Origin of the sequence: Daejeonella sp. JGW-45, from assembly GCF_029360805.1 — a bacterium.
Taxonomy (GTDB): Bacteria; Bacteroidota; Bacteroidia; order Sphingobacteriales; family Sphingobacteriaceae; genus Daejeonella.
This window is the reverse complement of sequence record NZ_JARKNC010000010.1, coordinates 936,312-963,181: the sequence shown is the minus strand read 5'-3', so window position 1 is coordinate 963,181 and position 26,870 is coordinate 936,312. Positions and strand designations below refer to the sequence as shown.

Annotated in this window: 20 protein-coding genes and 1 tRNA gene; 5 read left to right on the top strand and 16 right to left on the bottom strand. The window is 44.3% G+C overall.

The features are described 5' to 3' along the window. The 4 genes from P2W76_RS17890 to P2W76_RS17875 all read right to left on the bottom strand — a co-directional run. A partial coding sequence (locus P2W76_RS17890) for a hypothetical protein (RefSeq protein ID WP_276349270.1) occupies window positions 1–4,913 on the bottom strand: 4,913 nt, incomplete at its 3' end. A gap of 48 nt (window positions 4,914–4,961) precedes the next feature. Continuing rightward, a complete protein-coding gene (locus P2W76_RS17885; RefSeq protein WP_276349269.1) occupies window positions 4,962–5,726 on the bottom strand; it encodes a hypothetical protein in 765 nt (254 codons plus the stop codon). A gap of 4 nt (window positions 5,727–5,730) precedes the next feature. Then, a complete protein-coding gene (locus P2W76_RS17880) occupies window positions 5,731–6,666 on the bottom strand; it encodes a type IX secretion system membrane protein PorP/SprF (RefSeq protein WP_276349268.1) in 936 nt (311 codons plus the stop codon). A 4-nt stretch (window positions 6,667–6,670) separates the two neighbouring features. Next, window positions 6,671–8,026: a gliding motility-associated C-terminal domain-containing protein gene (locus P2W76_RS17875; protein ID WP_276349267.1), complete on the bottom strand. Its 1,356-nt coding sequence runs from the start codon at window positions 8,024–8,026 to the stop codon at window positions 6,671–6,673. Between the two features lie 276 nt (window positions 8,027–8,302). Here P2W76_RS17875 and P2W76_RS17870 point away from each other — a divergent pair, with 276 nt between their 5' ends. Both P2W76_RS17870 and P2W76_RS17865 read left to right on the top strand, forming a co-directional pair. Beyond that, window positions 8,303–8,824, top strand: coding sequence for a hypothetical protein (locus P2W76_RS17870; RefSeq protein ID WP_276349266.1), 522 nt, complete (start codon window positions 8,303–8,305; stop codon window positions 8,822–8,824). A 61-nt stretch (window positions 8,825–8,885) separates the two neighbouring features. Further along, window positions 8,886–9,380 (top strand): hypothetical protein, encoded by a 495-nt coding sequence (locus tag P2W76_RS17865; RefSeq protein ID WP_276349265.1) that lies wholly within the window; start codon window positions 8,886–8,888, stop codon window positions 9,378–9,380. Window positions 9,381–9,426: 46 nt separating this feature from the next. Here P2W76_RS17865 and P2W76_RS17860 read toward each other — a convergent pair whose 3' ends face one another. The 6 genes from P2W76_RS17860 to P2W76_RS17835 form a co-directional block, all read right to left on the bottom strand. After that, window positions 9,427–10,596, bottom strand: a complete 1,170-nt coding sequence (locus P2W76_RS17860) for an MFS transporter (RefSeq protein ID WP_276349264.1) — start codon at window positions 10,594–10,596, stop codon at window positions 9,427–9,429. 76 nt (window positions 10,597–10,672) lie between these two features. Further along, the gene (rpsJ, locus tag P2W76_RS17855) at window positions 10,673–10,978 is read right to left on the bottom strand and encodes a 30S ribosomal protein S10 (RefSeq protein WP_079703587.1); all 306 of its coding nucleotides are present in this window, start codon (window positions 10,976–10,978) and stop codon (window positions 10,673–10,675) included. A 155-nt stretch (window positions 10,979–11,133) separates the two neighbouring features. After that, window positions 11,134–13,239 carry an elongation factor G gene (fusA, locus tag P2W76_RS17850; RefSeq protein ID WP_276349263.1) on the bottom strand — a complete coding sequence of 702 codons (2,106 nt, stop codon included), beginning with the start codon at window positions 13,237–13,239 and terminating at the stop codon, window positions 11,134–11,136. Between the two features lie 12 nt (window positions 13,240–13,251). Further along, complete coding sequence (gene rpsG / locus P2W76_RS17845) at window positions 13,252–13,719, bottom strand: 30S ribosomal protein S7 (RefSeq protein WP_079703558.1); 468 nt, start codon at window positions 13,717–13,719, stop codon at window positions 13,252–13,254. A 19-nt stretch (window positions 13,720–13,738) separates the two neighbouring features. Next, window positions 13,739–14,152, bottom strand: a complete 414-nt coding sequence (rpsL, locus tag P2W76_RS17840) for a 30S ribosomal protein S12 (RefSeq protein WP_079703557.1) — start codon at window positions 14,150–14,152, stop codon at window positions 13,739–13,741. 296 nt (window positions 14,153–14,448) lie between these two features. Further along, window positions 14,449–15,228 (bottom strand): NIPSNAP family protein, encoded by a 780-nt coding sequence (locus tag P2W76_RS17835; protein WP_276349262.1) that lies wholly within the window; start codon window positions 15,226–15,228, stop codon window positions 14,449–14,451. 193 nt (window positions 15,229–15,421) lie between these two features. Between P2W76_RS17835 and P2W76_RS17830 the strand changes: the two genes are divergently transcribed. Together P2W76_RS17830 and P2W76_RS17825 are read left to right on the top strand one after the other, a co-directional pair. Beyond that, window positions 15,422–17,881: a helix-turn-helix domain-containing protein gene (locus P2W76_RS17830; RefSeq protein ID WP_276349261.1), complete on the top strand. Its 2,460-nt coding sequence runs from the start codon at window positions 15,422–15,424 to the stop codon at window positions 17,879–17,881. Window positions 17,882–17,987: 106 nt separating this feature from the next. Continuing rightward, window positions 17,988–18,275, top strand: coding sequence for a hypothetical protein (locus P2W76_RS17825; RefSeq protein WP_276349260.1), 288 nt, complete (start codon window positions 17,988–17,990; stop codon window positions 18,273–18,275). Window positions 18,276–18,315: 40 nt separating this feature from the next. Here P2W76_RS17825 and P2W76_RS17820 read toward each other — a convergent pair whose 3' ends face one another. From P2W76_RS17820 to P2W76_RS17795, 6 genes are all read right to left on the bottom strand, one after another. Beyond that, window positions 18,316–20,325, bottom strand: coding sequence for a M1 family metallopeptidase (locus tag P2W76_RS17820; protein ID WP_276349259.1), 2,010 nt, complete (start codon window positions 20,323–20,325; stop codon window positions 18,316–18,318). Between the two features lie 64 nt (window positions 20,326–20,389). Continuing rightward, window positions 20,390–20,734: an ArsC family reductase gene (locus P2W76_RS17815; RefSeq protein ID WP_276349258.1), complete on the bottom strand. Its 345-nt coding sequence runs from the start codon at window positions 20,732–20,734 to the stop codon at window positions 20,390–20,392. A 54-nt stretch (window positions 20,735–20,788) separates the two neighbouring features. After that, a complete protein-coding gene (gene pth / locus P2W76_RS17810) occupies window positions 20,789–21,349 on the bottom strand; it encodes an aminoacyl-tRNA hydrolase (protein ID WP_276349257.1) in 561 nt (186 codons plus the stop codon). Window positions 21,350–21,508: 159 nt separating this feature from the next. Then, window positions 21,509–22,084: a 50S ribosomal protein L25/general stress protein Ctc gene (locus P2W76_RS17805; RefSeq protein WP_276349256.1), complete on the bottom strand. Its 576-nt coding sequence runs from the start codon at window positions 22,082–22,084 to the stop codon at window positions 21,509–21,511. Window positions 22,085–22,258: 174 nt separating this feature from the next. Next, window positions 22,259–23,203: a ribose-phosphate pyrophosphokinase gene (locus P2W76_RS17800; RefSeq protein WP_276349255.1), complete on the bottom strand. Its 945-nt coding sequence runs from the start codon at window positions 23,201–23,203 to the stop codon at window positions 22,259–22,261. 94 nt (window positions 23,204–23,297) lie between these two features. After that, a tRNA-Gln gene (locus P2W76_RS17795) sits at window positions 23,298–23,371 on the bottom strand. A 291-nt stretch (window positions 23,372–23,662) separates the two neighbouring features. Between P2W76_RS17795 and P2W76_RS17790 the strand changes: the two genes are divergently transcribed. Beyond that, entirely contained in the window at window positions 23,663–26,818 is a 3,156-nt protein-coding gene (locus P2W76_RS17790; RefSeq protein ID WP_276349254.1) for a DUF2723 domain-containing protein, read from the top strand. Window positions 26,819–26,870: the final 52 nt, after the last annotated feature.

Below are 26,870 nucleotides of genomic sequence, written 5' to 3'. Positions count from 1 at the left end.
GTTGGAGATGCCAGGGGTGCTTTCAGGTCAACTGCACTCTGGTCAGCTTTTAATGCTAAAGCAGCAGTAGTAGCTTTTCCATCAAGGGCTGTTTGAGTAGCCGAGCTGATCGGTTTAGCCAGGTCTGAAGTGTTATCTACCTCTGATAATCCTACCATTCCTTTAGTGATACCTGATACAGTACCTGTGAAGGTCGGAGATGCTAGTGGTGCTTTCAAAGCAAGATCTGCACTGGCAGCTTTTCCATCAAGGGCAGTTTGGGTAGCTGAGCTGATCGGTTTATCTGCATCAGCTGTATTGTTCACATTGCCTAGTCCAACCATTGTGGCGGTGATACCGGAAACAGTACCTGTAAAAGTTGGTGAAGCAAGGGGCGCTTTCAGATCAACTGAACTTTGGTCAGCTTTTAATGCCAACGCAGCAGTAGTCGCTTTTCCATCAAGGGCACTTTGAGTAGCTGAGCTGATTGGCTTATCTGCATCAGCTGTATTGTTCACATTACCCAAGCCAACCATTCCCGCAGTGATACCAGATACGGTACCTGTAAATGTCGGAGATGCGAGTGGTGCTTTTAAAGCAAGATCTGCACTGGCAGCTTTTCCATCAAGGGCAGTCTGAGTAGCCGAGCTGATCGGTTTATCTGCATCAGCAGTATTGTTCACGTTGCCTAGTCCAACCATTCCTGCAGTGATACCGGATACAGTTCCGGTGAATGTTGGTGATGCAAGAGGGGCTTTCAGGTCAACTGAACTCTGGTCAGCTTTTGATGCTAAAGCAGCTGTAGTAGCCTTTCCATCGAGTGCTGTCTGGGTTGCAGTGCTGATTGGCTTAGCCAGGTCTGAAGTGTTATCTACATCTGATAATCCTACCATCCCTTTAGTGATACCTGAGACAGTTCCTGTAAAGGTTGGAGATGCTAGTGGTGCCTTTAAAGCAAGATCTGCACTGGCAGCTTTTCCATCAAGAGCGGTTTGAGTAGCCGTACTGATTGGCTTAGCCAGGTCGGAAGTATTATCTACATCTGATAATCCTACCATCCCTTTAGTAATACCAGATACAGTTCCGGTAAAAGTTGGTGAAGCTAGTGGTGCTTTCAAATCAACTGAACTCTGGTCAGCCTTTAATGCTAAAGCAGCGGTTGTAGCTTTTCCATCAAGTGCGGTTTGAGTTGCAGTGCTGATTGGCTTAGCCAGGTCTGAGGTGTTATCTACATCTGATAATCCTACCATTCCTTTAGTGATACCTGAGACAGTTCCGGTGAAAGTTGGTGAAGCAAGGGGTGCTTTCAGGTCAACTGCACTCTGGTCAGCCTTTAATGCTAAAGCAGCTGTAGTCGCCTTACCGTCAAGCGCTGTCTGGGTTGCTGTGCTGATCGGCTTAGCCAGGTCTGAAGTGTTATCTACATCTGATAATCCTACCATTCCTTTAGTAATACCGGAAACAGTACCTGTAAAAGTTGGTGAAGCAAGGGGCGCTTTCAGATCAACTGAACTTTGGTCAGCTTTTAATGCCAACGCAGCAGTAGTCGCTTTTCCATCAAGGGCACTTTGAGTAGCTGAGCTGATTGGCTTATCTGCATCAGCTGTATTGTTCACATTACCCAAGCCAACCATTCCCGCAGTGATACCAGATACGGTACCTGTAAATGTCGGAGATGCGAGTGGTGCTTTTAAAGCAAGATCTGCACTGGCAGCTTTTCCATCAAGGGCAGTTTGAGTAGCTGAGCTGATTGGCTTATCAGCATCAGCTGTATTGTTCACATTACCTAATCCAACCATTGTGGCGGTGATACCTGAGACAGTTCCTGTAAAAGTCGGAGATGCAAGAGGGGCTTTCAGGTCAACTGAACTCTGGTCAGCTTTTAATGCTAAAGCAGCTGTAGTAGCCTTTCCATCGAGTGCTGTCTGGGTTGCAGTGCTGATTGGCTTAGCCAGGTCTGAAGTGTTATCTACATCTGATAATCCTACCATCCCTTTAGTGATACCTGAGACAGTTCCTGTAAAGGTTGGAGATGCTAGTGGTGCTTTTAAAGCCAGATCTGCACTGGCGGCTTTTCCATCAAGGGCGGTTTGAGTAGCCGAACTGATCGGTTTATCTGCATCAGCAGTGTTATTCACATTACCTAGTCCAACCATTCCTGCAGTGATACCTGAGACAGTTCCTGTAAATGTCGGAGATGCTAGTGGTGCCTTTAAAGCAAGATCTGCACTAGCAGCTTTTCCATCAAGAGCGGTTTGAGTAGCCGTACTGATTGGCTTAGCCAGGTCGGAAGTATTATCTACATCTGATAATCCTACCATCCCTTTAGTAATACCAGATACAGTTCCGGTAAAAGTTGGTGAAGCTAGTGGTGCTTTCAAATCAACTGAACTCTGGTCAGCCTTTAATGCTAAAGCAGCGGTTGTAGCTTTTCCATCAAGTGCGGTTTGAGTTGCAGTGCTGATTGGCTTAGCCAGGTCTGAAGTGTTATCTACATCTGATAATCCTACCATTCCCTTAGTGATACCAGAAACAGTTCCGGTAAATGTTGGAGATGCTAGTGGTGCTTTTAAAGCAAGATCTGCACTGGCAGCTTTCCCGTCAAGTGCTGTTTGAGTAGCCGAACTGATCGGTTTATCAGCATCAGCGGTATTGTTCACATTGCCTAATCCAACCATTGTAGCAGTGATACCGGAAACAGTACCGGTGAATGTTGGAGATGCAAGAGGTGCTTTCAGATCCACTGCACTTTGGTCAGCCTTTAATGCTAAAGCAGCAGTAGTGGCTTTACCATCAAGGGCTGCCTGGGTAGCCGAACTAATTGGCTTATCAGCATCGGCTGTATTGTTCACATTACCTAAACCAACCATTCCGGCCGTGATACCGGATACAGTACCTGTGAAGGTCGGTGATGCAAGGGGGGCTTTCAGGTCAACTGCACTCTGGTCGGCTTTTAATGCTAAAGCAGCGTTAGTAGCCTTTCCATCGAGTGCTGTCTGGGTCGCAGTGCTGATCGGTTTATCAGCATCGGCTGTATTGTTCACATTACTTAAGCCAACAGCAGTCTTATCCAATGTACCTAAAGTCTTGTCCCCTTTCAGGTATTGAGCAGCGGTTCCGGCAGTGATCAAAGGTTCCTTGGCATTCAATGCAGAGAGAGTAGCTGAAGAAACTGGCTTATCTGCATCAGCTGTATTATCCACGTTAGCTAGACCAACATCGGTTTTGCTTAATGAAAGGAGTGATTTAGCCGCTGATACACTTAACACCTCTGGCGCTCCTGTACCGCCTGAAACTCTACCGATCAATGACGCAGCAGCAATATCAGCCTGTTTAACTAAGCTTACTGCACCATCAGCTAAATCTGTCCCAACGATCGTTCCGTCAGCAATCTTTGCTGACGTTACAGCATTGCCTGCTATCACCGGTGCTGCGGCTGTTCCGCTCAGATCTCCTGCTAACTGGATCTTTCCCTTAGTCGTTGCGTCAGCATCAGCTGTGCCTGCTGCGGCTGCAGCCGTTACAAAAGCCGTGGTGGCCACCTGGGTAGTGTTGGTGCCCGGCGCAGCGGTCGGTGCCGTTGGAGTACCCGTTAATGCTGGAGAAGCAAGGTTTGCCTTCAGAACATTATCTCCATCCAACTCAACCAAAGCAGCCTGCACATTATTTGCTGCTATACTTCCTGCCGGCGTAAATGGCAAATTTGAGGAACCAATGTTGACATCCGCCGTTCCATCAAAAGCTACCCCGTTGATCGTTCTGGAGGTAGCAAGCTTAGTAGCAGTACCTGCATTACCAGTGACTGACCCTGCTATCGGATTACTAACCGTCAGGTCCGTCAAGGTTCCCACAGAAGTCAGCGAGGAATTAACCACCGACGATTTCAATGTCGTACCGGTCAACTGATTGGCATCGGCCTCAGCCGTAATATCGATATTTGCCGTACCGTCAAAAGCAACTCCATTGATCGTTCTAGGGGTAGCCAGAGCGGTAGCGGTGCCTGCATTACCGGTGACGCTTCCCGTAACGGGATTAGTAACTGTTAGATCCGTTAATGTTCCTACAGAAGTCAAGGACGAATTAACAATCGCAGCATTAAGCGTTGTTCCGGTTAATGTGTTCGCCGCGGCCGTAGTTGGGATGGTAATATCTGCAGAACCGTCAAAACCAACTCCATTTATCTTCCTTGATGTTGCAAGCTTAGTGGCAGTTGCAGCATTGCCGGTAATACTACCGGTAATGGGAGCGGTTACTGTCAACTTGCTGAGAGTACCTAAAGAAGTGATCGCTGGTTGGGCCGGACTAGTCACTACCAAAGCTGAATTTGCTGTCATATCTACGGGCATCCATTGTGTACCGTTCCATCCCAAAACCTGCCCGGAAATTGGTGAAGTACCCGAAATTGTATTTCCCTGAAGCTTACTGGCATTCCAGATCGCTGCTGCACTTTGAGCTGAAATCACGATGCTTGTTCCGGTATTATCCACAGAAATACTTGTGTCATCACCTTCAAAGGTCACTGCTCCTATTTTCCCATTCATAGAAACCACTGAACCTGCTCCATCTGCAAAAGAAATCCACTCATTTCCCTGACGAACGTAGAACTTACTATCGGCCGTATTATACACCATCATCCCATTTTCTGGTGTGTTAATAGCCGTTAGACTCGTTATACGCGGAATCAGAATAGCCTTATCTGAGCCATCCACCTGTAACGCTACACTGCTGTTTGTGATCGTGGCCACCCCTATTGCGATCCTGGATGAGTTGAGGATCTGCTTATTATTAATGTCCATGTCCCGCAGGGCTATATGGTCGCCCATATTATCTCCCAGCCTAACCTGCCTCGACTGCCCCTGGGCGGTGCCCAATGCCCCGGATATTAAGCCTGCAATGCAGGCAAAACGGAAGAATCTTTGTAAAACGTGCTTCATATAATGGGAATTAGAATGCTGTATTTAAAGGTTCGCACAGGGCGGACATTATTTCATTAGTAAAACTTTGTATTGGGTGCCGATAATTGTCACCGGCTCCGCCTGATAATTGGCAAAGCGGATGCTTACTTCGTTTGGGCCGCTAACCCAGGAATTGTAAACCGAGAAATCCGGCGTATCACCTGTTAAAGCGACAAATACGATGTCTCCCACCACTGCACCGGTTACCGGAACTTTCACGACACCGGTACTGTTGGCCTCAATCACCACGTTTCCACCTGAGGCTGTATTGAATTCTTTAGCTTTTTCGACGATCGTTGTCGAAACCTGCACAATGCTTTTGGGCTCCCAGTTAGTCCCGTTCCAGGTAAGTACCTGGCCGGAAACTGTTCCACTGGCTGCTGAGATCTGAGTGGCAGGATCTACTTTTCCACCAATTGTAGCCAGATTTAATGTACTTGGATCAAAACCCGGACCGCCTGTACTGGTCGAACTAACGCCTGTAAGAAAGTGCCAGACGCCATTCCTCCTAACATACAGTCCGTTTTTGGGTGTTTTCTCAAGGTAAATAAGCATGCCGTCAGACGGATTCAGGGCATTGATTGCAGTGGTATCCTGCAATCTTGGCAAAAGCAAACCCTTGGTTTGGCTCTCCAGTTCCAAAATTGACGACCGTTGAACCTGATCGGGGTTAGTCCCTATCTTAACCTGTGCCTGGGAGCGCTCAAAACCAAGAATGCCGATCAGGATGATCAGCAGTGCTTTACAAACACGGCTACTTTGAACAAGAGGGTGAGAGTATAAATTTTTCATAAAATTAAAAATATCGTGGTGAAAGGGACGTCCGCCCGATGGGTATCTCGTACCTTAAAATGACTTCGTGTGAACCTTTTGCGATTATATTCAGACGGGATATGCTATGATCGTAAGCATATCCCATATATAATTCCGGGAGAACGCGTAAGTTTATTATCCCTACAATAGCGCTCTTATTTCGATAAGAGGCGCCAAGTGATAACATGTCTGCTATCCATAAATTTGTATTTACGTCAACCGAGACGGGACTGCCTACAAGGCCGCGAACCAGCACCGACGGCTTGACTACAAAATCATCGTTAAGATGGAAAACGTACCCTGTATTGAAATAAATATGAGTATTCTGCTTAATATCACCCGGGTTATCGATGCTGTTTTTCTTCAGGTTCTGCTTAATCAAATTAGGGATTGAGAGTCCCACAAAGAAGTTCTCAGTATTAAAGAAAGCGCCCGTGCCAAAATTTACCTTTACAGAGTTAACAACCTGGCTGAAAGAGGGATCATTGGGATCGATCACATCGACCTCCGTAAAATCAGACTTAAAATTCATTGCTCCGGCCTGAAGTCCGAATGCCAGAGCAGAATAATCACCTAAAGGGATTTTATATGAATATGCTCCCTGAGCGCCTACCGTTTTTGTGATTTCGTCCCTGTCATCCACTATTTTTAATCCCAGGCCTATACGCTTATCGGTAACCGGCATATCCACTGAAAGAAAAGTGCTCTGAGGAGCGGTCTTAAAACCGGTCCATTGCTTGCGGAACATTGTGGTTATTTGTATGGCATCCCTTCCGCCGGCATAAGCAGGGTTGATCTCGAATGTATTAAACATATATTCAGAATACAGAGGCAGCTGCTGGGCCTGCAGGCGAAGCGCGAAAGAGATCAATGATATTAATCCCAATACAAGCCCCTTTTGAATAGTACTGATCCTCATCTGTTTACCTGTTAATTACGATATAGCCTGTTATGGGCTTCTCAGTATTTATGTTCAAAATGTAGTAGTAAGTACCATCTGGCAGTTCGTTATTGACCAACCCTTTCTGGTTGCCAATACCGTCAAACGTGTTTTTATAGTTCCCGTCGCGGAATACAAGTGTTTGCCACCTGTTGTAGATGTCAAGCCTTACCCTGTCGGTAGGCTGAAGGTTTTCGATGATAAATTTCTCGTTCAGCCCATCATTATTAGGCGAGATCCCTGCAGGTATGCGTAATCCTGCTATCGGACTTGTATTTGCGTTGAGTATAGATTTAGAGAAATATTCGTTAGTAGAAAATCCGGAAATAGCTGCCCGGGAATTCAGATAGGCATTTGCGATAGCATTACCTGTTGTAATATTAGCCGGGCTGACGCCGGTTGACGCAATTTTATCCCATTTCTCGGTTGAAGCGATATAACGGCTGATGTAGCTTTCTGAGCGCTTCGCGGCAAAAGCTGATCCCTCCTCATTGGCATTGTGCTGAGTACTCAGACTCATTACCGCAGAAGGATCACTTATCGCAAACGACACATTCCAGGTTTTAGGAACATAGTTGACATTATCGGGCATCCCAAAGACGGCCCTTTCATACACGTTCTCGAAAACCCGTACTTTGATGCCTTGAGCAACTCCCCTATAGTTAATCGATGCAGGCGTATAGCTGTTTAAAGTAGCCCCGATTGGATAAACAATATCAGCAATTTGAGTTCCGGACACATTCCTCACTAAAAATCCCCCGTCGGTACCAGTTCCGGTAACAACGAACTTTGTGTTATCATAACCCGTGATTGTGGCATTCGATGCCAACACGGTATTCCGGTTGTTTAAAATTAGTTTGCCAGCTTCGAAGTTCAGGGTTCCCCGTATGATGAGATCTGCTCCCTCCAGAACAACATTTCCGGTATTGGCGATAGCCAGATTTGGAAATCCATTGGCAGACGGGACCGTATTCCGGCTATCAATAAACTGAGCGGAGCCGCTTGCAGATATAAATCTGACGTAACCACCCAATCCGCCCGAACCGCTGGCACTTTCGTCAACAAGGCGGCTGCCTGCGTTATTGGTCCATCGTTGCCCCGAAAAATTAACTGCTGCACCAGGGTACGTGCCGAATGATCCTGAGTTTATAACGTTTGAAACTATACCCACAGACTCGGAAGCGTGGACGTAAAACGACTCGCCGGCATGAACATGCATCTCGACTGATTCCTGCCCCGATGAAAGCAATGGCTTCAGGAAAAATAGTGTCAGGACAATCAAAAATTTCACGGTCTTCAACAATTGCACTTTATCTTTGTAAACTATACTGTGATTCAAGTTTAACTACGCGCGATAAAGCGATAATCATACCATCGGGCCTATTTTTCAGAGCTTTAACATATATGTGGGCCCTTTCTCCGCCACGGCTATTAAACTGCATTCAACAGCCCTTTTTCTTTCTTTTCCGGAAAGATTCCCGTATCAAAAAGTGCGATATTAATTCCCCGTTTTGAGCAATTATTTACCCAAAAATGAAGTTAATAACCATCCCGATCTGACTAACTGAAACCATTTGACGAGGAGATTGTTACCAGTCAAACAATAAACAACATCATGAAAATTTTAAATCTTTCTGCTGCCCTATGTATACTGCTCATGGCTGCCTGCAACAATAAAGACAAAGTTGTACCAGGCACATATGTCGATCTTAATTCAGGCGATTCTATTCAGGTAATTGCCGACCCAGAGACGGGCTATGCAATTAATAGCGTAACACAAAAACCAGTCTATCTGTATGTAGATAATGACCGTGATACGATCTTCACCACTGGTGCTGTTGTGAATAATAAAATCACCAGGGTGGATGATGATTACTTTGAGATTGACGAGGCAAAAATAGACTTCGACGACAAAGACGTAGCCATTAAGTATACAGACTACAAAAAGAAATTTGACGGGGATGACTATAAAATCAAAGGTGATGATTACAAGCTTAAAGTTGAGGGTGACGGTGATTCAAAACTGAAAGATGGAGACTATAAAAAGAAGGTATCAGAGGACGGCGATATTAAGATCAAGGACGGAGACTCGAAAACCAAGATAGAAGACGGGAAAGTAGAAAAGTCTAAAAACTAGCAACAATTTGGATTAAAGGATGTTAATCTTAAAACACCCTAACTAAAACAAACAAACAAACATGAAAAATTTATTAAAAATCTTATCATTTGCAGCGATAAGTACGGCAGTTGTAGCCTGTAATAACAAAAAAACCGGCGACGATGTCACAGATTCAACAATGGTGAGCGAGTCGACCGAAATGACGTCGACCACTACCCAGGTAGTGCCGGGATCATATACAGACCTTAACAGCGGCAAGACCGTGTACGTTATTGCCGATGCTGAAACCGGATGGGCTGTTGACAGTATAACTAAAGTGCCGGTTGAGTTTTATATCGATAGATCTGGCGATACGCTATTCAAAACGGGTCTGGTGGTAAATGATGTCATCGTAAAAACTGATGGCAAATGGATGCTTGATGAAACGAAGATTAAGCGTGACGGAGATGATATTAAGATCAAGTATGAAGATGGCAGCAAAGTAAAAACAGACGGCGAAGAGCTTAAGATCAAAGGTGATGAAGGCAAAATAAAAGTAGACGATGATACGGTGAAAGTTAAACCCAACAACTAGTCTAACCAGTTAAAAAGAAGAGCCTTCCTAATGGAAGGCTTTTTTATTACGCATCATTTCCATTGCTCTTAAATCGTCCGATAGATGACAGGACGAGCATTAATCCACCCATAATGATCAGAAATGCGAACGCCGTTCTCAGATCGCTTGCACCAGATATCAAGCCGATTACCGGAGGCCCGACTAGCAGGCCGAAAAAACCTATTGTTGTCACAGTTGAAAGTGCCTGGCTGGGAGGCATCGTCGTTGATTTACTGGCCGCGCTGTAAGCAAGTGGCACTACCGATGACACGCCTATACCAACCAGCAGGAACCCGATAATCGCCGGGATCTGATAGGGAAATACTACTGAAATAAGAAGCCCCGTAACCATAAGCAGACCGCTTAACTGCAACACACGCTTAACACCGATCTTATGAGCTACCGAATCAGCTATAAAACGTCCGGCAGCCATTGAGATCATAAACGCTGTATATCCTGCCCCTACCCATGCCGGTTCTGCCTTAACCACCTTAAGGAAATAAACACCGCTCCAGTCAAACATTGTACCTTCACAAACAAGCGAGCAGAAAGCTATCACACCTAATTTTAACAGAGGCCTGTCGGGCATAACAAATTTTAAACCGTCCGCGCTTTGCCCGGCATCTTTATCCAGCATATTCTTAGTACTGACGAAGATGATAAGCAACATAAGCATGAAAATAAGCACAAAATGATATGCAGGCTCAACGCCATAACCCATCATCAACGTTCCGATTGCCGCGCCCGCAAAACCGGCAAGACTCCACATCCCGTGAAAAGTTGCCATAATTGGCTTCTTGTAAGAATTCTCCACCCCGGCAGCCTGCGTGTTAACAGCAATATTAAGAAGGTTGCTAAAAAAGCCGAAGGCGAACAGTACGGCTACCAGTTGCATAAGATTTTGTGACAGGCCTATTAGTAATAACAAACCTGTGTAGACTAATCCCGCCGTTACTACTACTTTTTTACTTCCGAAGTGATTAATGATCCATCCTGAAAATGGAAGGCAAAAGAATAATCCTGCTGGAAGTGAAAATAGAACCAAACCCAGTACACCATCTGAAATATCAAGATTCTGCTGAATGGTGGGAATTCTGGATGCCCAACTTGCAAATGTTAGACCATATGCGAAAAATACTGCGCTGACTGCTAAACGGCTTTTTTTAGGATTACCTGACTGAGAGCTCGGGGACATAAAAGGTGTATCGGACTTTAAAAGATATTAAATAAAAAAAGCTACCCCTCGGTAGCTTTTTTGAAATTTTAAAGCCTTAAACTTTGATTTCCACTTCAACCCCACTCGGAAGCTCCAGTTTCATCAGCGCGTCAACCGTTTTAGAATTGGAGCTATAAATATCCAATAAACGTTTGTAAGCACATAATTGAAACTGCTCACGTCCCTTTTTGTTTACGTGAGGTGAACGAAGAACTGTAAAGATCTTCTTTTCTGTCGGCAAGGGAATTGGTCCGCTAACTACCGCACCTGTTGGTTTAACAGTCTTCACGATCTTCTCAGCAGATTTATCTACCAGATTGTAATCGTAAGATTTTAATTTGATTCTGATTCTTTGGCTCATTGTTTTAGTTTTATTCCCCGATAAGAGCTATTAGTTACCGAGGAAGATTTATTTTTAATATTAAATTTCAGCAGTTGTATGTTTTACGTGATACGTTGTACGTCTTCTGACCGGCGTCTTTAACTTACAACGTATCACGTATAACTTATAACTTCTTAAGCGTTTGCTTTCTTACCCTTCACCTTGGCAACAACCTCTTCCTGAACGTTCCTAGGAGCTTCAGCATAGTGGTCGAATTCCATGGTTGAAGTAGCACGTCCTGAAGTTATAGTACGTAACTGGGTTACATAACCAAACATCTCAGAAAGTGGCACAGTAGCTTTGATAACCTGGGCACCCGCACGGGTATCCATTCCTAAAAGCTGACCACGACGACGGTTCATATCACCTATAACATCACCCATGTTCTCTTCAGGAGTAAGGATCTCGATCTTCATGATCGGCTCCATTAATACCGGTTTACATTTTGGCAACGCCTCACGGAATGCAGATTTGGCACAGATCTCGAAAGACAGTGCATCCGAATCGACCGCGTGGAATGATCCGTCAATTAAGCGAACTTTCATCCCCTGAAGCTGATAACCAGCAAGAACACCATTCACCATCGCTGCTTCAAAACCTTTCTGTACAGAAGGGATGAATTCACGTGGGATAGCACCGCCTGAAATTTCGTTAACAAACTCAAGACCGCTCTTACCTTCATCTGCAGGAGAAATAATAACCTGGATATCCGCAAATTTACCACGACCACCAGTTTGTTTCTTATATGTTTCACGGTGTTGCGTAGTTCCGGTGATCGCCTCCTTGTAAGCCACCTGCGGAGCTCCCTGATTTACTTCTACCTTAAACTCACGTTTAAGACGGTCCATAATGATATCAAGGTGCAGCTCACCCATTCCTGAAATTACAGTCTGGCCGGTCTCTTCGTCAGTTTGAACACGGAAAGTAGGATCCTCTTCAGATAATTTACCCAAAGCCATACCTAGCTTATCAACGTCAGCCTGAGTTTTAGGCTCGATCGCAAGACCGATAACCGGCTCAGGGAAGTTCATTGACTCTAATACGATCGGATGTTTCTCATCGCAAAGAGTGTCTCCTGTTTTAATATCCTTAAATCCAACAACCGCAGCAATATCACCAGCTCCAACATTTGGAATTGGGTTTTGCTTGTTTGCATGCATCTGGAAGATACGTGAAATACGCTCTTTTGAATCAGAACGCATATTGTGTACGTAAGAACCTGCTTCCAGATTTCCTGAATATACGCGGATAAAGCATAAACGTCCTACGAAAGGATCCGTTGCAATTTTAAATGCTAAAGCTGCAAATGGCTCTTTCTGATCTGGCTTACGAAGAACTTCTTCACCAGTTTCCGGGTTCGTTCCAACAATACCTTCTACATCCATTGGTGACGGCAATAATTCCATCACATAATCAAGCATAGTCTGAACACCTTTGTTCTTAAATGAAGAACCACATACCATAGGTACGATCTTGGCATCCAATACCGCTTTACGAAGAGCATCTAAAACTTCACGCTCGGTAATTGTCTCAGGAGCTTCGAAGAATTTCTCCATCAAAGACTCATCATACTCAGCTACCGATTCAAGTAACTTCTCTCTCCACTCTAAAGCCTCATCTTTCAACTCATCAGGAATAGGCACCTCAGTAAAGGTCATCCCTTTATCATGCTCATTCCATACGATACCGCGGAAGTTGATCAGATCAACAACACCCTTAAAAGTATCCTCAGAACCTATCGGGATCTGCAATGGAACAGCATTGCTTCCAAGCATATCCTTAACTTGCTTAACAACCTTAAGGAAATCAGCACCTGAACGGTCCATTTTATTAACGAAACCAATACGAGGTACGTTATAGTTATTTGCTAAGCGCCAGTTTGTTTCTGACTGCGGCTCAACACCATCAACTGCTGAGAAAAGGAATACTAACCCATCCAATACACGTAATGACCGGTTCACCTCTACGGTAAAATCCACGTGCCCCGGGGTATCAATCACGTTGATATGGTATGTATCTCCCCTGTATTTCCAGTTAACGGTAGTAGCTGCAGAGGTAATGGTAATACCACGCTCCTGCTCTTGTGCCATCCAGTCCATAGTAGCGGCACCATCGTGCACCTCACCTATTTTATGACTAACACCTGAATAATAAAGGATACGCTCTGTGGTTGTAGTTTTACCCGCATCAATGTGAGCAGCGATCCCAATGTTTCTTGTATATTTTAAATCTCTTGACATTGTTATTCCTGATTAGAATCTAAAGTGAGAGAACGCTTTGTTAGCTTCTGCCATCTTGTGCGTATCTTCTTTTTTCTTAACTGCAGCACCTTCACCCTTGGAAGCCGAAATGATCTCACCGGCCAATTTCTCAGTCATGGTTTTCTCACCACGCTTACGGGAGTAATTGATCAGCCACTTCATTCCCAATGCGATCTTGCGCTCAGGACGAACTTCTGTAGGAACCTGGAAGTTTGCACCACCCACACGGCGGGATTTAACCTCTACCGCTGGCATTACATTATTCAGGGCTTTTTTCCATGATTCCAACCCGTTTTCGCTTGTCTTTTTCTCTACTAACTCAACAGCATCGTAGAAAATGGAGTATGCGATAGATTTCTTACCGTCATACATCATATTATTTACAAACCTGGTTACCATTACGTCGTTAAACTTTGGATCAGGCAGTAAGATTCTCTTTTTTGGTTTTGACTTTCTCATGTTGCTTTCCTCCGTTTAATTATTTCTTTTTACCCTTAGCTGGTGCGGCTGCTGCCTGTCCAGGTTTTGGTTTCTTAGTTCCATATTTAGAACGACGTTGGTTACGTCCGGCTACGCCAGATGTATCTAAAGCACCGCGGATGATGTGGTAACGTACTCCAGGTAAATCTTTAACACGACCACCACGGATCAACACGATCGAGTGCTCCTGTAAATTGTGTCCTTCTCCCGGAATGTAAGCATTCACTTCTTTTCCGTTGGTTAAGCGCACACGGGCAACTTTACGCATTGCTGAGTTTGGTTTTTTAGGGGTAGTGGTATACACACGTGTGCACACTCCTCTTCGCTGTGGACAGCTGTCCAACGCTGGGGATTTACTCTTATCCACCAGAGCTACTCTACCTTTTCTAACTAATTGTTGGATTGTAGGCATTTTTTCCTTTTAGTGTTTATTTGTTTTTAACTAAATGAGCCTTTTACAGCTTTCATTTAGGGAAGGCAAAAGTACGAACTTAATTTTGATTTTCAAGGCATTAAAGATAAAAAATACTTTACCCCCCGGGGCTCAGTATTTCCTGGCCGTTCGCTTAATTTATCCTAAGCCCTGATTAAACGTCCGGATGCAAAAGCTAAGGAGGCTGAACCTTGCTAAAGCCTTGTTATCGTCTACCTGACCCCACTGCGCCCCCCTGGATACTTGTATCAGATCTCTAAGCCAGGCAGGTGAATTTATATATCTGAGTAGTCCGCGGGATGCAAGAGAATGATCTCACTTTTGGAAACCGTATTCTTATAGTAGTCCTGAGCAGAAAGCGACTTCCATTCAGGCGATGCAAAAAAAGCTTTCCAATGTGCATCCCTGGATGGCATATCTTCGAAACTTGTCATATACATTAAATTAGGCATCCGGCTACCTGCAATCACACTCCCGTAAAATATTGCATTGAAATCAAGCTTTTCGAACAAAGCTATTTCACCGCCTTTATTGAACATCTCCACTTTCCGTACATACCTTCTCTCTGTAGGGCCCTCATAGCTTCTCAGCTCATACACCCGTTTGGGCAATTCATTTCTAAGCGATGGAAGCTGCAGGTATGGCATGTCGTCGAAGGCTTTAATGAACATGGACTCCATCCGCTTATAGGGTGGCCTTTTATAGTCTGCCTCCAAATACATCTCTCCATCCGCACTGAGCTTTGCATCTTTCAGTAACTCGTCAGGAAGTCCGGCATACTGGGCCGCTGATTTAAAGGGCACCAAAAGATAAATGCGTTTGTCCTGTAACGTATCATTTCCCACCGGTTTAAACACCCCTACATTCTTAATGCCCTTTCTATGGAGTGCCGGCAGGTAGGCATCTCTCAGATATGCATCGATCACACTTTCCTGTTCGGCACTTTCAAAATGATAGACTTTGATCTCAAAAAAAGTCCGGCCTCGCGACTGGCTAAACAAATCCCTTGACAGGGATGTAAACAATACAAACAGGAGAACCAGCTTTACTTTCATTTTGTGTGATTTGCCGATAAAATTACTACTTATAATAAGATCAGCAACTTTTGATTAATCCACTTCGGGTTATGGCAGGGTTAAAGCAATTATAGGCGATCTGAAAGCGACCCAATCGGATCAACGAACGGTATCCTTCCTTACTTTAAATATTTAATTTTTATCTTGCCAGACATCTCCCGAAATCACAGCAATGGAACAGAATGCCCAGCTTGAACTGGCTTATAACTTTGTACAGTATACTGATAAGAATATATTTCTCACGGGCAAGGCTGGGACGGGAAAAACCACCTTCCTGCACAATTTAAAAAAATCATCCCCTAAAAGAATGACTGTGGTTGCTCCTACGGGTGTAGCGGCTATCAATGCGGGAGGTGTTACTATCAATTCTTTCTTCCAGCTTCCTTTCGGTCCGTATATTCCGGGGGCTATAGATAAAAACGCTCAACATAAACGATTCAGCAAAGATAAGATCAATCTTATAAGAAGTCTGGATCTCCTAGTCATTGATGAGATCAGCATGGTGCGCGCCGACACGCTGGATCACATCGATGAAGTGCTAAGGCGATACAGAAACAACCATAAACCATTCGGCGGCGTGCAGTTGCTCATGATCGGCGATCTGCATCAGCTTTCGCCGGTAGTGAAAGACGAAGAGTGGATGTTGCTGCGTGATCACTACCCGAATATGTTCTTCTTCAGCAGCAAAGCACTGAAGCTGACCAGTCCGATAAGTGTAGAATTGAAGTATATTTACAGGCAGGTTGACACGAGGTTCATTGACTTACTGAATAGCGTAAGAAAAAATGAGATCGATCAGCAAGTGCTGGCCAAGCTCAATGAACGGTATATTCCCGATTTTAAACCCTCAGACAATGAAGGTTATATTACATTAACGACGCATAACAGAACAGCACAGGAAATAAATGAAGAAAAGCTTGCCGGGATAAACCGCACTTCCCGCGTCTTCAGCGCCCGGATCGAAGATGATTTTCCTCAGTATTCCTATCCCACGGTCGCTGAACTGGAATTAAAGAAGGGCGCCCAGGTTATGTTTGTTAAAAATGACCCATCACGTGACAGATTGTATTATAATGGCAAGATCGGTATCGTCACCGAGATCTCGGATGATACGATATCTGTAAAATGTCCCGGCGAATACTCAGAAATTGCCGTGACGCCTGTTGAATGGACCAACATTAAATATACTCTCGACCCGCAAACTAAAGAGGTCCAGGAAAAAGTCATCGGTACCTTTACTCAATTCCCTCTTAAACTGGCCTGGGCTATTACCATTCATAAAAGCCAGGGACTGACCTTCGAAAAAGCAATAATCGACGCCAACCTTGCATTTGCGCATGGCCAGGTATATGTTGCACTGAGCAGATGTAAGACTTTTGAAGGAATGGTATTACGCTCACAAATCGCTCCGAACAGCGTTAGAACTGACGGAACCGTCGCTGAATATACAAGGAGTGCGACGGAAAATGAGCCGACAGAAAACGACCTTAATGCAGCCAAGATCTCATTCCAACAGACCCTATTGTTTGAATTGTTTGATTTCACCTCTGTTAAAGGATATTTTTTCCAGCTTAGAAAAGCGTTTGAGGATCATCACACTATCCTGGACCCATCTTTTGGCGACTCGTTAAATGAAATCAAAGCGCAGTGTGAAAAGGATATCTATCAGGTGGCTGATACATTCAAAAGGCAGCTATCCGCTCTGCTGTCAGAAAACTCCCTCCCTGAAGAAAATGACGATCTGCAGAACCGTGTAAAAAAAGCCTCCGCGTATTTTTATGAGAAACTAAATTCGTTAATAAAAAACCTGCACTCGCTGAATACAGATACGGATAACAAATCAGTAAAATCAGCTATCAGCGAGGTGATGGATGATTTAGATAAAAACATCGGTGTAAAACTTGCGCTCATGAAAGCTTGTTCTGATGGATTCAAAACCTCAACCTATCTAACCACCAAAGCAAATACTGAGATAGACCTGGCTTCTTCGAGAGCCAGCCAGGTACAGCAGCCTGTGGCCGACAAAAATATCCTGCATCCCGAACTTTATCAATTACTTAAAGAATGGCGAAATGAGCAGGCCGCTGAAAGAAATGCACCGGTTTACCTTGTACTAGCTCAAAAGTCGATTTTAGAATTGGTAAGCAAGCTGCCTTCATCCCTAACGGAACTGGAAAATATCAAAGGCATAGGGAAGATGAAAGTGAGACTTTACGGTCCTGAAATACTCGAGATCATTGATTCATATTGTAATCAATATGGTGTTGAAAGAAACTCAATGGAGCTGCCTGTCGTTATAACCAAGACAAAAATCGATACCAAACGGGTATCGTTCGATTTGTTCCATAGCGGGAAATCGATCTCCGAAATAGCTGTGGAGCGCGGTCTTACGGCGGCCACCATAGAGGGTCACCTGACTGCCTTTATTACTACCGGAGAGATATCGGTGTTTGATATTGTCCCAAAGATCAAAGTGGCCAGGATTATGACACATATTGTGCAGCACCCTGGCAATTCTACCAGTGAGATTAAAAATGCTCTTGGCGATTCCATTTCTTACGGTGAGCTTAAAGCTGTGACGAATCACCTCGCATTTATCCGGAACGGGGAGGCAGCAAGCCCGATCTCATGAAAATAGTTCCCTGCTGTTGTTTATTGAAATCTCCATGCAACCTTGATGCCCGTAAAAGCGTCATCTAATTAAACACGGACAGAATTTCCAACCCAACATTTACGTTATGAAAAAGAGCATCCTTTCAATCATCTTTATTATACTTTTCACCGCAGTAATTCCGGAGGCTAAAAGTGAAACTGTTTCAACCAATGGCTCCGCAAGTGTAGTCAGTCTGCTATTTGGTAAAAGCGCAAACAAGCCGGCTAAGAATCAGCGTGTCAAGAAAAGAAAAATTAAAAAAGTCGTGCGAAAAGTAGCACGGGTTTACCGGGCAGGCAAAACAGACCGCAACAGCATAAAGACGTCGAGAAAGATCCAGCGTCAGGCCACACGGATCATTAACATCTTTTGATAAAAATGCTCCTGGTTAGCCGAAGCGATGAATGCGATAATTAATTTGCCGTCCAGGTATTATTAGCCGAATTAGAGTCAGGCATAACCCTGTCAGGATCTGATATAACCGTCTTAATCTCTTCAGTGGAGGGATAATGGAAAGTAAACCGCGTATTCCGCTGCCAAACTTCGGCCGGCAGCTTAATTCTGCTAACCTTTCCGCTTTTTGTCTCGATCTGCAGAATAGTGGGCATTGCCATTTTTTCGAGATTGTCAAGCGTGATATACGCTCCTTGTTTAGGGTCGTTCTTCAAATAAGAAACACCGGCAACAGCTTGGTCCAGTTGCCAGTTGTTAAGGTACCACCCTCTCCAAAACCAGTTCAGGTTTTCACCTGTTACATTTTCAATCGTGCGGAAAAAGTCATCTGGTGTGGGATGTTTATAGGCCCAGCGTTTAATATATTCTTTAAAGGCGCGGTCGAAACGTTCGGCACCAATAACCTGCTCGCGCAACAAGGTTAATCCGGCGGCAGGCTTATAATAAGCCAGATAACCGATGTGCGGCTCCTTCATGTTATCTGCGCTGCTTACGACAGGCTCCAGCACCGGGTTAGTTAGTGCCTTTCCATAGGCATGCCAGTCGGTAACCCTGGGTCTGTACTCTCCACTGTTAAAATCGTGTGTGGCAAGCGAGTTGATAAACATAGTAAGCCCTTCATCCATCCAGGCATGTAAACGTTCATTTGAACCAACAATCATAGGAAACCATGTATGCCCGAATTCATGATCTGTAACGCTCCACAAACCCGAACTTTTGGCGGTTGCCCCGCAAAACACCAAACCCGGATATTCCATCCCGCCAACATTAGACGCTACATTCGTTGCCGAAGGGTAAGGAAACTCAAACCATTTCCTGGAATTGAATTCGTTTGACGCCTTGGCATACTCGGTAGATCGTCCCCAGGCACCCGGTCCGTCGCTCTCAACAGGGTATGCTGAAATGGCCATTGCCTTTCTCCCGCTTGGAAGGTTCATCCGCGCAGCATCTACAATAAAAGCAGCCGAAGTCGCAAAAGCTACGTCGCGTGCATTTTTTAAAGTAAACTTCCAGGTAAGTTCCTGCTTTCCAGCCGGCCTTGAACTGGCATCATTAACTTCAGATGCCGACCTGATAAGCACAGTTTTATCGCTTTGAGCAGCTGCAGCCCATCGCTTTTGCTGCTCGCTGGTATAGACATCCCTGGGATTTACAAGTTCCCCTGAACTGACTACGATATGGCTTGAAGGTACCGTTATACTGATATCAAAATCTCCGTACTCCAGATAAAACTCACTGGGCCCCAGATATGGCATAGCATTCCAGCCCGACACGTCATCGTACACACACATTCTCGGATAGAACTGTGCCACCGAGAATATCTTTCCATTTTTTGTATTAAGTATGCCCATCCTGTCCGACCCGTATTCCGGTGAAATAAATGAGTACTCAATCTTAACCTGCAGCTTGCCTCCGCCTGCGGCAAGCTCGGAAGGGAGGTAGATCTGCATGCGTGTGTCCTCGATAAAATACTGGGGGTCTTTCTCTACAGTCCGGTTGTTTTCTGTTTCGATGATTTTAACGGATCTTATCTTATACCCTGCATCGAATTTTTGGCCATGGGAACCACTGCGGCTTCCTGCGGGTGGCACCAGCGCATGACCTCGTGAATCTTCCTTAAACAAATTCTGATCAAGCTGCATCCAGATAAAAGGCAGCTTATCCGGACTATTATTGGTGTAATTTAAAATAGCGGTTCCAGAAATTTCATTCTTTTGCTCGTCAAGTCTTATCGAAAGTTTATAATCTGCGCGGTTCTGCCAGTATTTCGGGCCAGGCTGCCCGCCTGAAGACCTTATATCATCACCGTTCCTGGAATAAAAGGCCGGCCCGAAAGTATCATGATAATCATACCTCGTCTCCGGCTGTGCCGGTACGTTTGCTCCCGGAACCACAACTTGTTGCGAAAATACACTGGAAAAGGTGCTTGCTACTATAAGCAATAACGAAAACAATTTTAATCTGCCCATCCGAATAAATTTGAAAGGCAAATTAAGGAATTATTGGGGATTAGTTAAAATTTGACTGACTAAGCTATTGTAACAACCTGTTATACTCAGCTTCGTCGAATCCTAAGAGCAAGTCATTCTCAGTTTCAATTACTGGCCTCTTTATGACGCTGGTCTTCTCCTGCATCAGTTTAAAAGCTTCGGCTTTGTTGACTACGTCTTTCTGGCGCTCCGGGTCAAGTTGCCTCCATGTTGTTCCCCGCTTATTAACCAAAGGCTCCCAGCCCAACTTCGATGCCCATTCCTCAAGCTTAGGCTCAGAGATACCAAGTTTCTTGAAGTCATGAAACTCGTATGCTATTTTCTGATTATCAAGCCAGTCCAGCGCCTTCTTTACTGTATTACAGTTCTTAATGCCGTATACTTTCATAATATTAGATTTAATGCGTTCCACCGACTTGACGCCCTGGAATTAATTTATTGATTACTTATTGAATCTTGTCATAGTCAACTCTGGCCCGACAGTGATAAAACTTTTTATCATTTCTATCGACCGGTCTATTAAGGCAGGCAGCTCCGGTTGCTCATCGTCGTCGAAGCCGCTTAACACATAGTCGACCTGGCGGCCCTTTTGGAAATTATCTCCTATCCCGAAACGGAGACGTGCATAATTTCCGTGACCAAGAGCCAATTCGATACTCTTCAGTCCGTTATGTCCCCCTGCACTTCCCTTCGGCTTTAACCTTAAAGTTCCTAAAGGCAATGCTATCTCATCTACAAGGATCAGGACATTTTCGGCCGGGATCTTAAGGTCCTGCATCCAGTAATTGAGTGCCTTTCCGCTAAGGTTCATGTAAGTTGTTGGCTTAATGACGTGAACCTTACGTCCTTTATGACTAAACTCGGTGTACCAGGCAAGCCGCATGTTAAAGAAAGACACATGCTCCTGCTTAGCGAGCTCGTCAGCGATCATAAACCCTATATTATGCCGGGTGTCTGCGTATTCTGGTCCTATATTACCCAGGCCTACGATAAGGTATTTCATGGTGTTATTTCGTTAGCAGCCCAAAGATATGCCAGTTAAACTTACCCGGGGCACGGTAAGGAATTATTTTTATTATCCCAGCATGTTAAGATCAAAAATTATAAAATAAAAAAGTCCCCGACTATGCCAGGGACTTCAATTTTATAAAGAGGAAACTAATTATTTTTTAGCTTCGTTTTCAGCTTGTTTCAATGCCCGTGACATCGTAACGGATACAATCGTATCTTCAGCATTGTTTGTCACCTTGAAGTTCGGGAAGTTTAATTCACCTACTCCAACAGATTTACCTACGTCAAGTTTTTCAATGCTCACTTCAACATACTGAGGCATGTCTTTAGGTAAAGCCTTAACGCGAAGTTTACGTAGTTTCTGAACTAATTTACCACCGATCTTCACACCTGGCGAAGTTCCTGTAAGTTTTACCGGGATCTGCATAACAACCGGCTTTTTCTCGTCCAGCTCTAAAAAGTCCACATGAAGCGGCTGATCAGTTAAAGGATGAAAATGTACATCCTGGATAATAGCTTGTGCTTTGGCACCAGCAATGTCCAGTGCAACGAATGAAACTTCTGGTGTATACACCAAACTTCTCAAATCAGATGCAGACACAGAAAAGTGGATTTGATTTTTTCCACCATAAAGAACTGCAGGCACCTTGCCTTCGTAACGCAGCTCTTTAGCGTCTCTTTTCCCTACGTTCTCTCTTGGAGAACCGCTAATAGCAATTGATTTCATTTTACTTATTAATTATTTGTTTGTTATTAGTTGTTAGCCTCTCTAACTACCTAATGTTTTTACCCCTTGTCTTAGTTCTTGACTCCTTTGCTACGCTCGCAATGACGGTAATGGCATTCCTTCCGCCCAGCATCCTATCATCCTATAAATCCTAGTTCTGACAGCTAATCTATCTTAATCAATATTAAACAGCGCACTCATTGAGCCATGCTCATTTACATTCGCAATTGCCCTGCTGAAAAGATCGGCAGTTGACAAAACCTTAATCTTGGGACTGGTTTTTTTAGCTGCGATCGTATCAGTAACGATCATTTCAGCCAGTGCTGAATTTTCGATCGTTTGATATGCATCTCCCGACAAAACAGGATGGGTACATACCGCTCTCACGCTATTAGCACCGTTTTCCATAATCAATTCTGCGGCTTTAGCCAGCGTCCTTGCAGTATCACAAATATCATCGATTAACACTACGTCACGTCCTGACACATCCCCGATGATCGACATCGATTCAATCTCATTAGCACGTTTTCTCTGTTTATCACAGATCACAACCTCCGCGTTAAAATACTTTGCAAAGGTTCTTGCCCTGTAAGAACCGCCCATATCCGGAGATGCAATCGTCAGGTTTGGGAGGTTTAAACTCTTAATATGCGGCACGAATATCACCGAGGCATCAAGGTGATCTACCGGAATATCAAAGAAGCCCTGGATCTGCGCAGCATGCAGGTCCATCGTCATAATCCTGTGCGCACCGGCTGCCGTAATAAGGTTAGCCATCAGCTTTGCCCCAATTGCGACTCTTGGCTTATCTTTCCTATCCTGTCTTGCCAAGCCGAAATACGGAACAACTACAGTAATATAGTGTGCCGAAGCCCGTTTAGCAGCATCAGTCATCAACAAAAGCTCAATAAGATTATCGTTGGGCTGGTTGGTCGACTGGATTAGAAAGACATCACATCCACGTACTGACTCGTTAAAATGAGGTTGAAATTCGCCATCACTAAACCTTGACAGTACCATGTCGCCGAGGCTTTTACCGTAGGCCTCTGCAATCTTTGTAGCCAGATCAACTGTACCTGAGCCTGCAAACAACTTGATCGGATTGAATGATAAGGGCATTTTAGTTTCGGATATCGATGAGTTTTATAACAGATTCAATAAGTCAGGGCCTAAAGCCCGTTTATCAATTTAATTCCGAAACTCGAAATTTTTATGGTTGCCCGACCTGGATTCGAACCAAGACAAACGGCACCAAAAACCGTCGTACTACCATTATACTATCGGGCAATCAAAGTCAAAAGGAAGCTCCTTTTGAAATGGAATGCAAATATAGGGGGATATAGTATAAAGTGCAAATGAAAATTGATTTTTTGTGTAACGAGAGCCGACAAGCTGGAAGCGAGCCACTTGCAAAACTCAGACTATAGTCAGCGAAATCGCTTCGACAGTGGTATAAGGAAGCACAAAGCTCATTGTTCGTTGCTCATTTCTCGCGTCTCAACGTTAATTAGTGTTAAACCCTATCACATTTCTACATCAAAATCACTATTTTCGGCAGCGGTATTTGAACTTGAATCTATGAACTACAACAGAACCAATAATTTATTAGGCTGGTTAAGTTTTTTAACGGCTTTAATTGTATACGCTCTTACACTGGAGCCTACTTCAAGCTTCTGGGATGCCGGAGAGTTTATTGCTTCAGCTCATAAATTGCAGGTAGTTCATCAGCCCGGAGCACCGCTTTATCTGATGGTCAGCAAAGTGATTTCACTTCTGGCCGGAGGAGATACGAGCCGGGTAGCATTTTGGGTGAATATGGGATCAGCCCTGGCAAGCGCTGCTACTATTTTGTTCCTCTTCTGGACTATAACCGCTCTTACACGCAAGGTTATAGCTAAACAGGGCGTAAGTTTGACCCAGGGAGAAATCATCACGATCATGGGCTCCGGTCTTGTAGGTGCACTGGCTTACACATTTTCAGATTCTTTCTGGTTTTCTGCGGTTGAAGCCGAGGTATATGCGCTATCCTCATTATGCACGGCTATTGTATTCTGGGCAATATTGAAATGGGATCAGCATGCCGATGAGCCGCACGCGGATAAATGGCTTATCTTCATTGCCTATGTCATGGGACTTTCCATCGGGGTGCACCTGCTAAACCTCCTGGCAATTCCGGCAATCTCTCTCGTGTATTACTTCAGACGATCTTCCACACGCACTTCATCAGGAACACTATGGGCACTATTCGCCGGCATACTAATCCTTGCCTTTATACAATATGGAATAGTTCAATACACCATCCGGTTCGCTGCTTACTCCGACCTCTTTTTTGTAAATACCCTCGGACTGGGATTCGGCACAGGTGTAACTTTTTTTGCGGTTCTGGTGATAACCTCTCTGACCAGCGGTATACTGTATTCTATAAACGGTCAGAAATCTTATCTCATAACTGCGGTAGCTTGTTTTGTTGGTCTGATGACTATTGGAGGAGGGATCAGCGGTTTTATAGTCGCTGGAATAATCCTGGCCGGCCTTGAGTATTTGCTCAAGATCCGCGAGAAACGCAGAGTCTTAAACCTTGCTTTATTATCAATTGTATTCATAATATTCGGCTACGGGTCTTTTGCCATGATCGTTATTCGCGCTAAAGCCGATCCTACCCTGAATAATAACGACCCTGATAACGCCTTTTCCTTACTAAGCTACGTGAACCGGGAGCAGTACGGCGACCGCCCGCTTGCTTATGGACAATACTTTGATTCAAAACCAATAGATAGTAAACAAGGAGATGTCATTTATCGTAAAGGGAAAGAAAAATACGAAACAGCCGGAAGGAAGTACGAGCGCGTCTACGATCGCAATACGATAATACCCAGGATGTATAGTGACGATCCAAGTCATGTGGCTACTTACCGCGACTGGATGGGGATGAGCGAAACAGAATCTCCCACATTTGTTGACAATATTGGCTTCCTGTTGAGTTATCAAACAGGATTTATGTATGCGCGTTACTTTGCCTGGAATTTTGTCGGGCGGCAAAATGATGAGCAGGGACATGGTAATTATACTCAGGGGAACTGGCTTTCCGGGATAACATTCATCGATAATATGCTGTTGGGAGGACAATACGATCTTCCTAAAAGTCAGCTTGAAAATGGCGGATTCAACAGGTTTTATTTTCTGCCATTTATTCTGGGGATCATAGGAGCCTTATGGCATTTTAAAAGGAACCAAAAAGACGCCGGGATAGTAGGTTTACTGTTTTTCTTCACCGGGGTTGCCATAGTACTTTATCTGAATCAGAATCCGCTGCAGCCAAGGGAAAGGGATTATGCCTATACAGGATCGTTCTATGCTTTTGCAATATGGATAGGACTTGGTGTAGCAGCTATTTCAGAATTTTTAAGATCGAAAATTAAAGCACCGACAGCGGCAGTGCTTGCCACGGTGATAGGCTTACTTGCTGCGCCAACATTGATGGCTAAGGACGGCTGGGACGATCATGATCGTTCAGCAAAATTTACTGCACGAGATATGGCCATTGACTACCTGGAATCATGTGCTCCTAATGCTATCCTGTTTACCTATGGTGATAACGACACTTATCCGTTGTGGTACGCCCAGGAGGTGGAAAACGTGCGGCCGGACGTAAGGGTTGTAAACCTAAGTTTGCTTGGAACCGATTGGTACATCCGCCAGATGAAGAAGAAAGTTAACGAGGCAGAGGGTCTTCCCATAACTATGGCGGATGAAAAATTTGTACAGGGCGTCCGTGATGTGATGGGGTATCAGGACTACCAGGTTCCGGGAGCGGTAGAGTTAAAGAACCTGTTCGATATTTTAACTTCTGAGGACGACGCCGATAAAGCAACCTACCAGGACGGCTCTAAGGAAAATTTTCTGCCAACTAAGAACTTTAAAATCACGGTTGATCCCGCCCAGGTATTTGCCAGCAAGACAATTGATCCGGTTTATAAAGATCTGCTGGCACCATCCATGGAATGGACATACAATAAAAATTACGTCACCAAAACGGAACTTGCCTTAATTGATGTATTAGCTCATAATGATTGGAAAAGACCTATATATTTTGCGATCACTGTACCTTCAGATAATTATATGGGACTTGACAACTACCTGTATAACGAGGGCTTCGCATACCGTCTGCTTCCACTAAAGCCAGTTGTTACGGATTCTGCATCAGGTGATAAGCCCGAGCTGACGAATACAGACGCAATGTATACCAATATGATGACCAAGTTTAAGTGGGGAAACATGAAAAATGCCTCTTATCTTGATCCTGAGTCTCTCCGCATGAGTTTTACTATCATTAACCATTTCAATATCCTGGCTGAGAATCTCTACAAGCAAGGTAAGGTTGAAGAGGCACGTAAAGCCCTGCTAAAATGTATCGAAGTAGTTCCTGACAATAATTACTCCCTGAACTTTACTATCAGGAAATATTATATGGCAGACCTTCTTTATAAATTAAAAGAAACCGGCCAGGCTAATAAACTGGTATCAAATACCGCGCTTTATATAGAAGATCAGTTAAATTACCTTGCGGCGATTGCTAAGACGAAAGAAAACCTTAACACCCGTGAAATGCAGTTGGGAATGTATGTGATTGCAGAAATGGTTAAGCTTACTGCCGAAAACGGCCAGACGGAATTAAATAAGAAGATCCAGGCAACCTATAAGGCACTGGATAGTAAGTTTATGGGGCTTCGTTAATATTTGTATTAAGGTAAAAAGCTGTCATCTGGCGGCTGCTCGTTGAATAAAT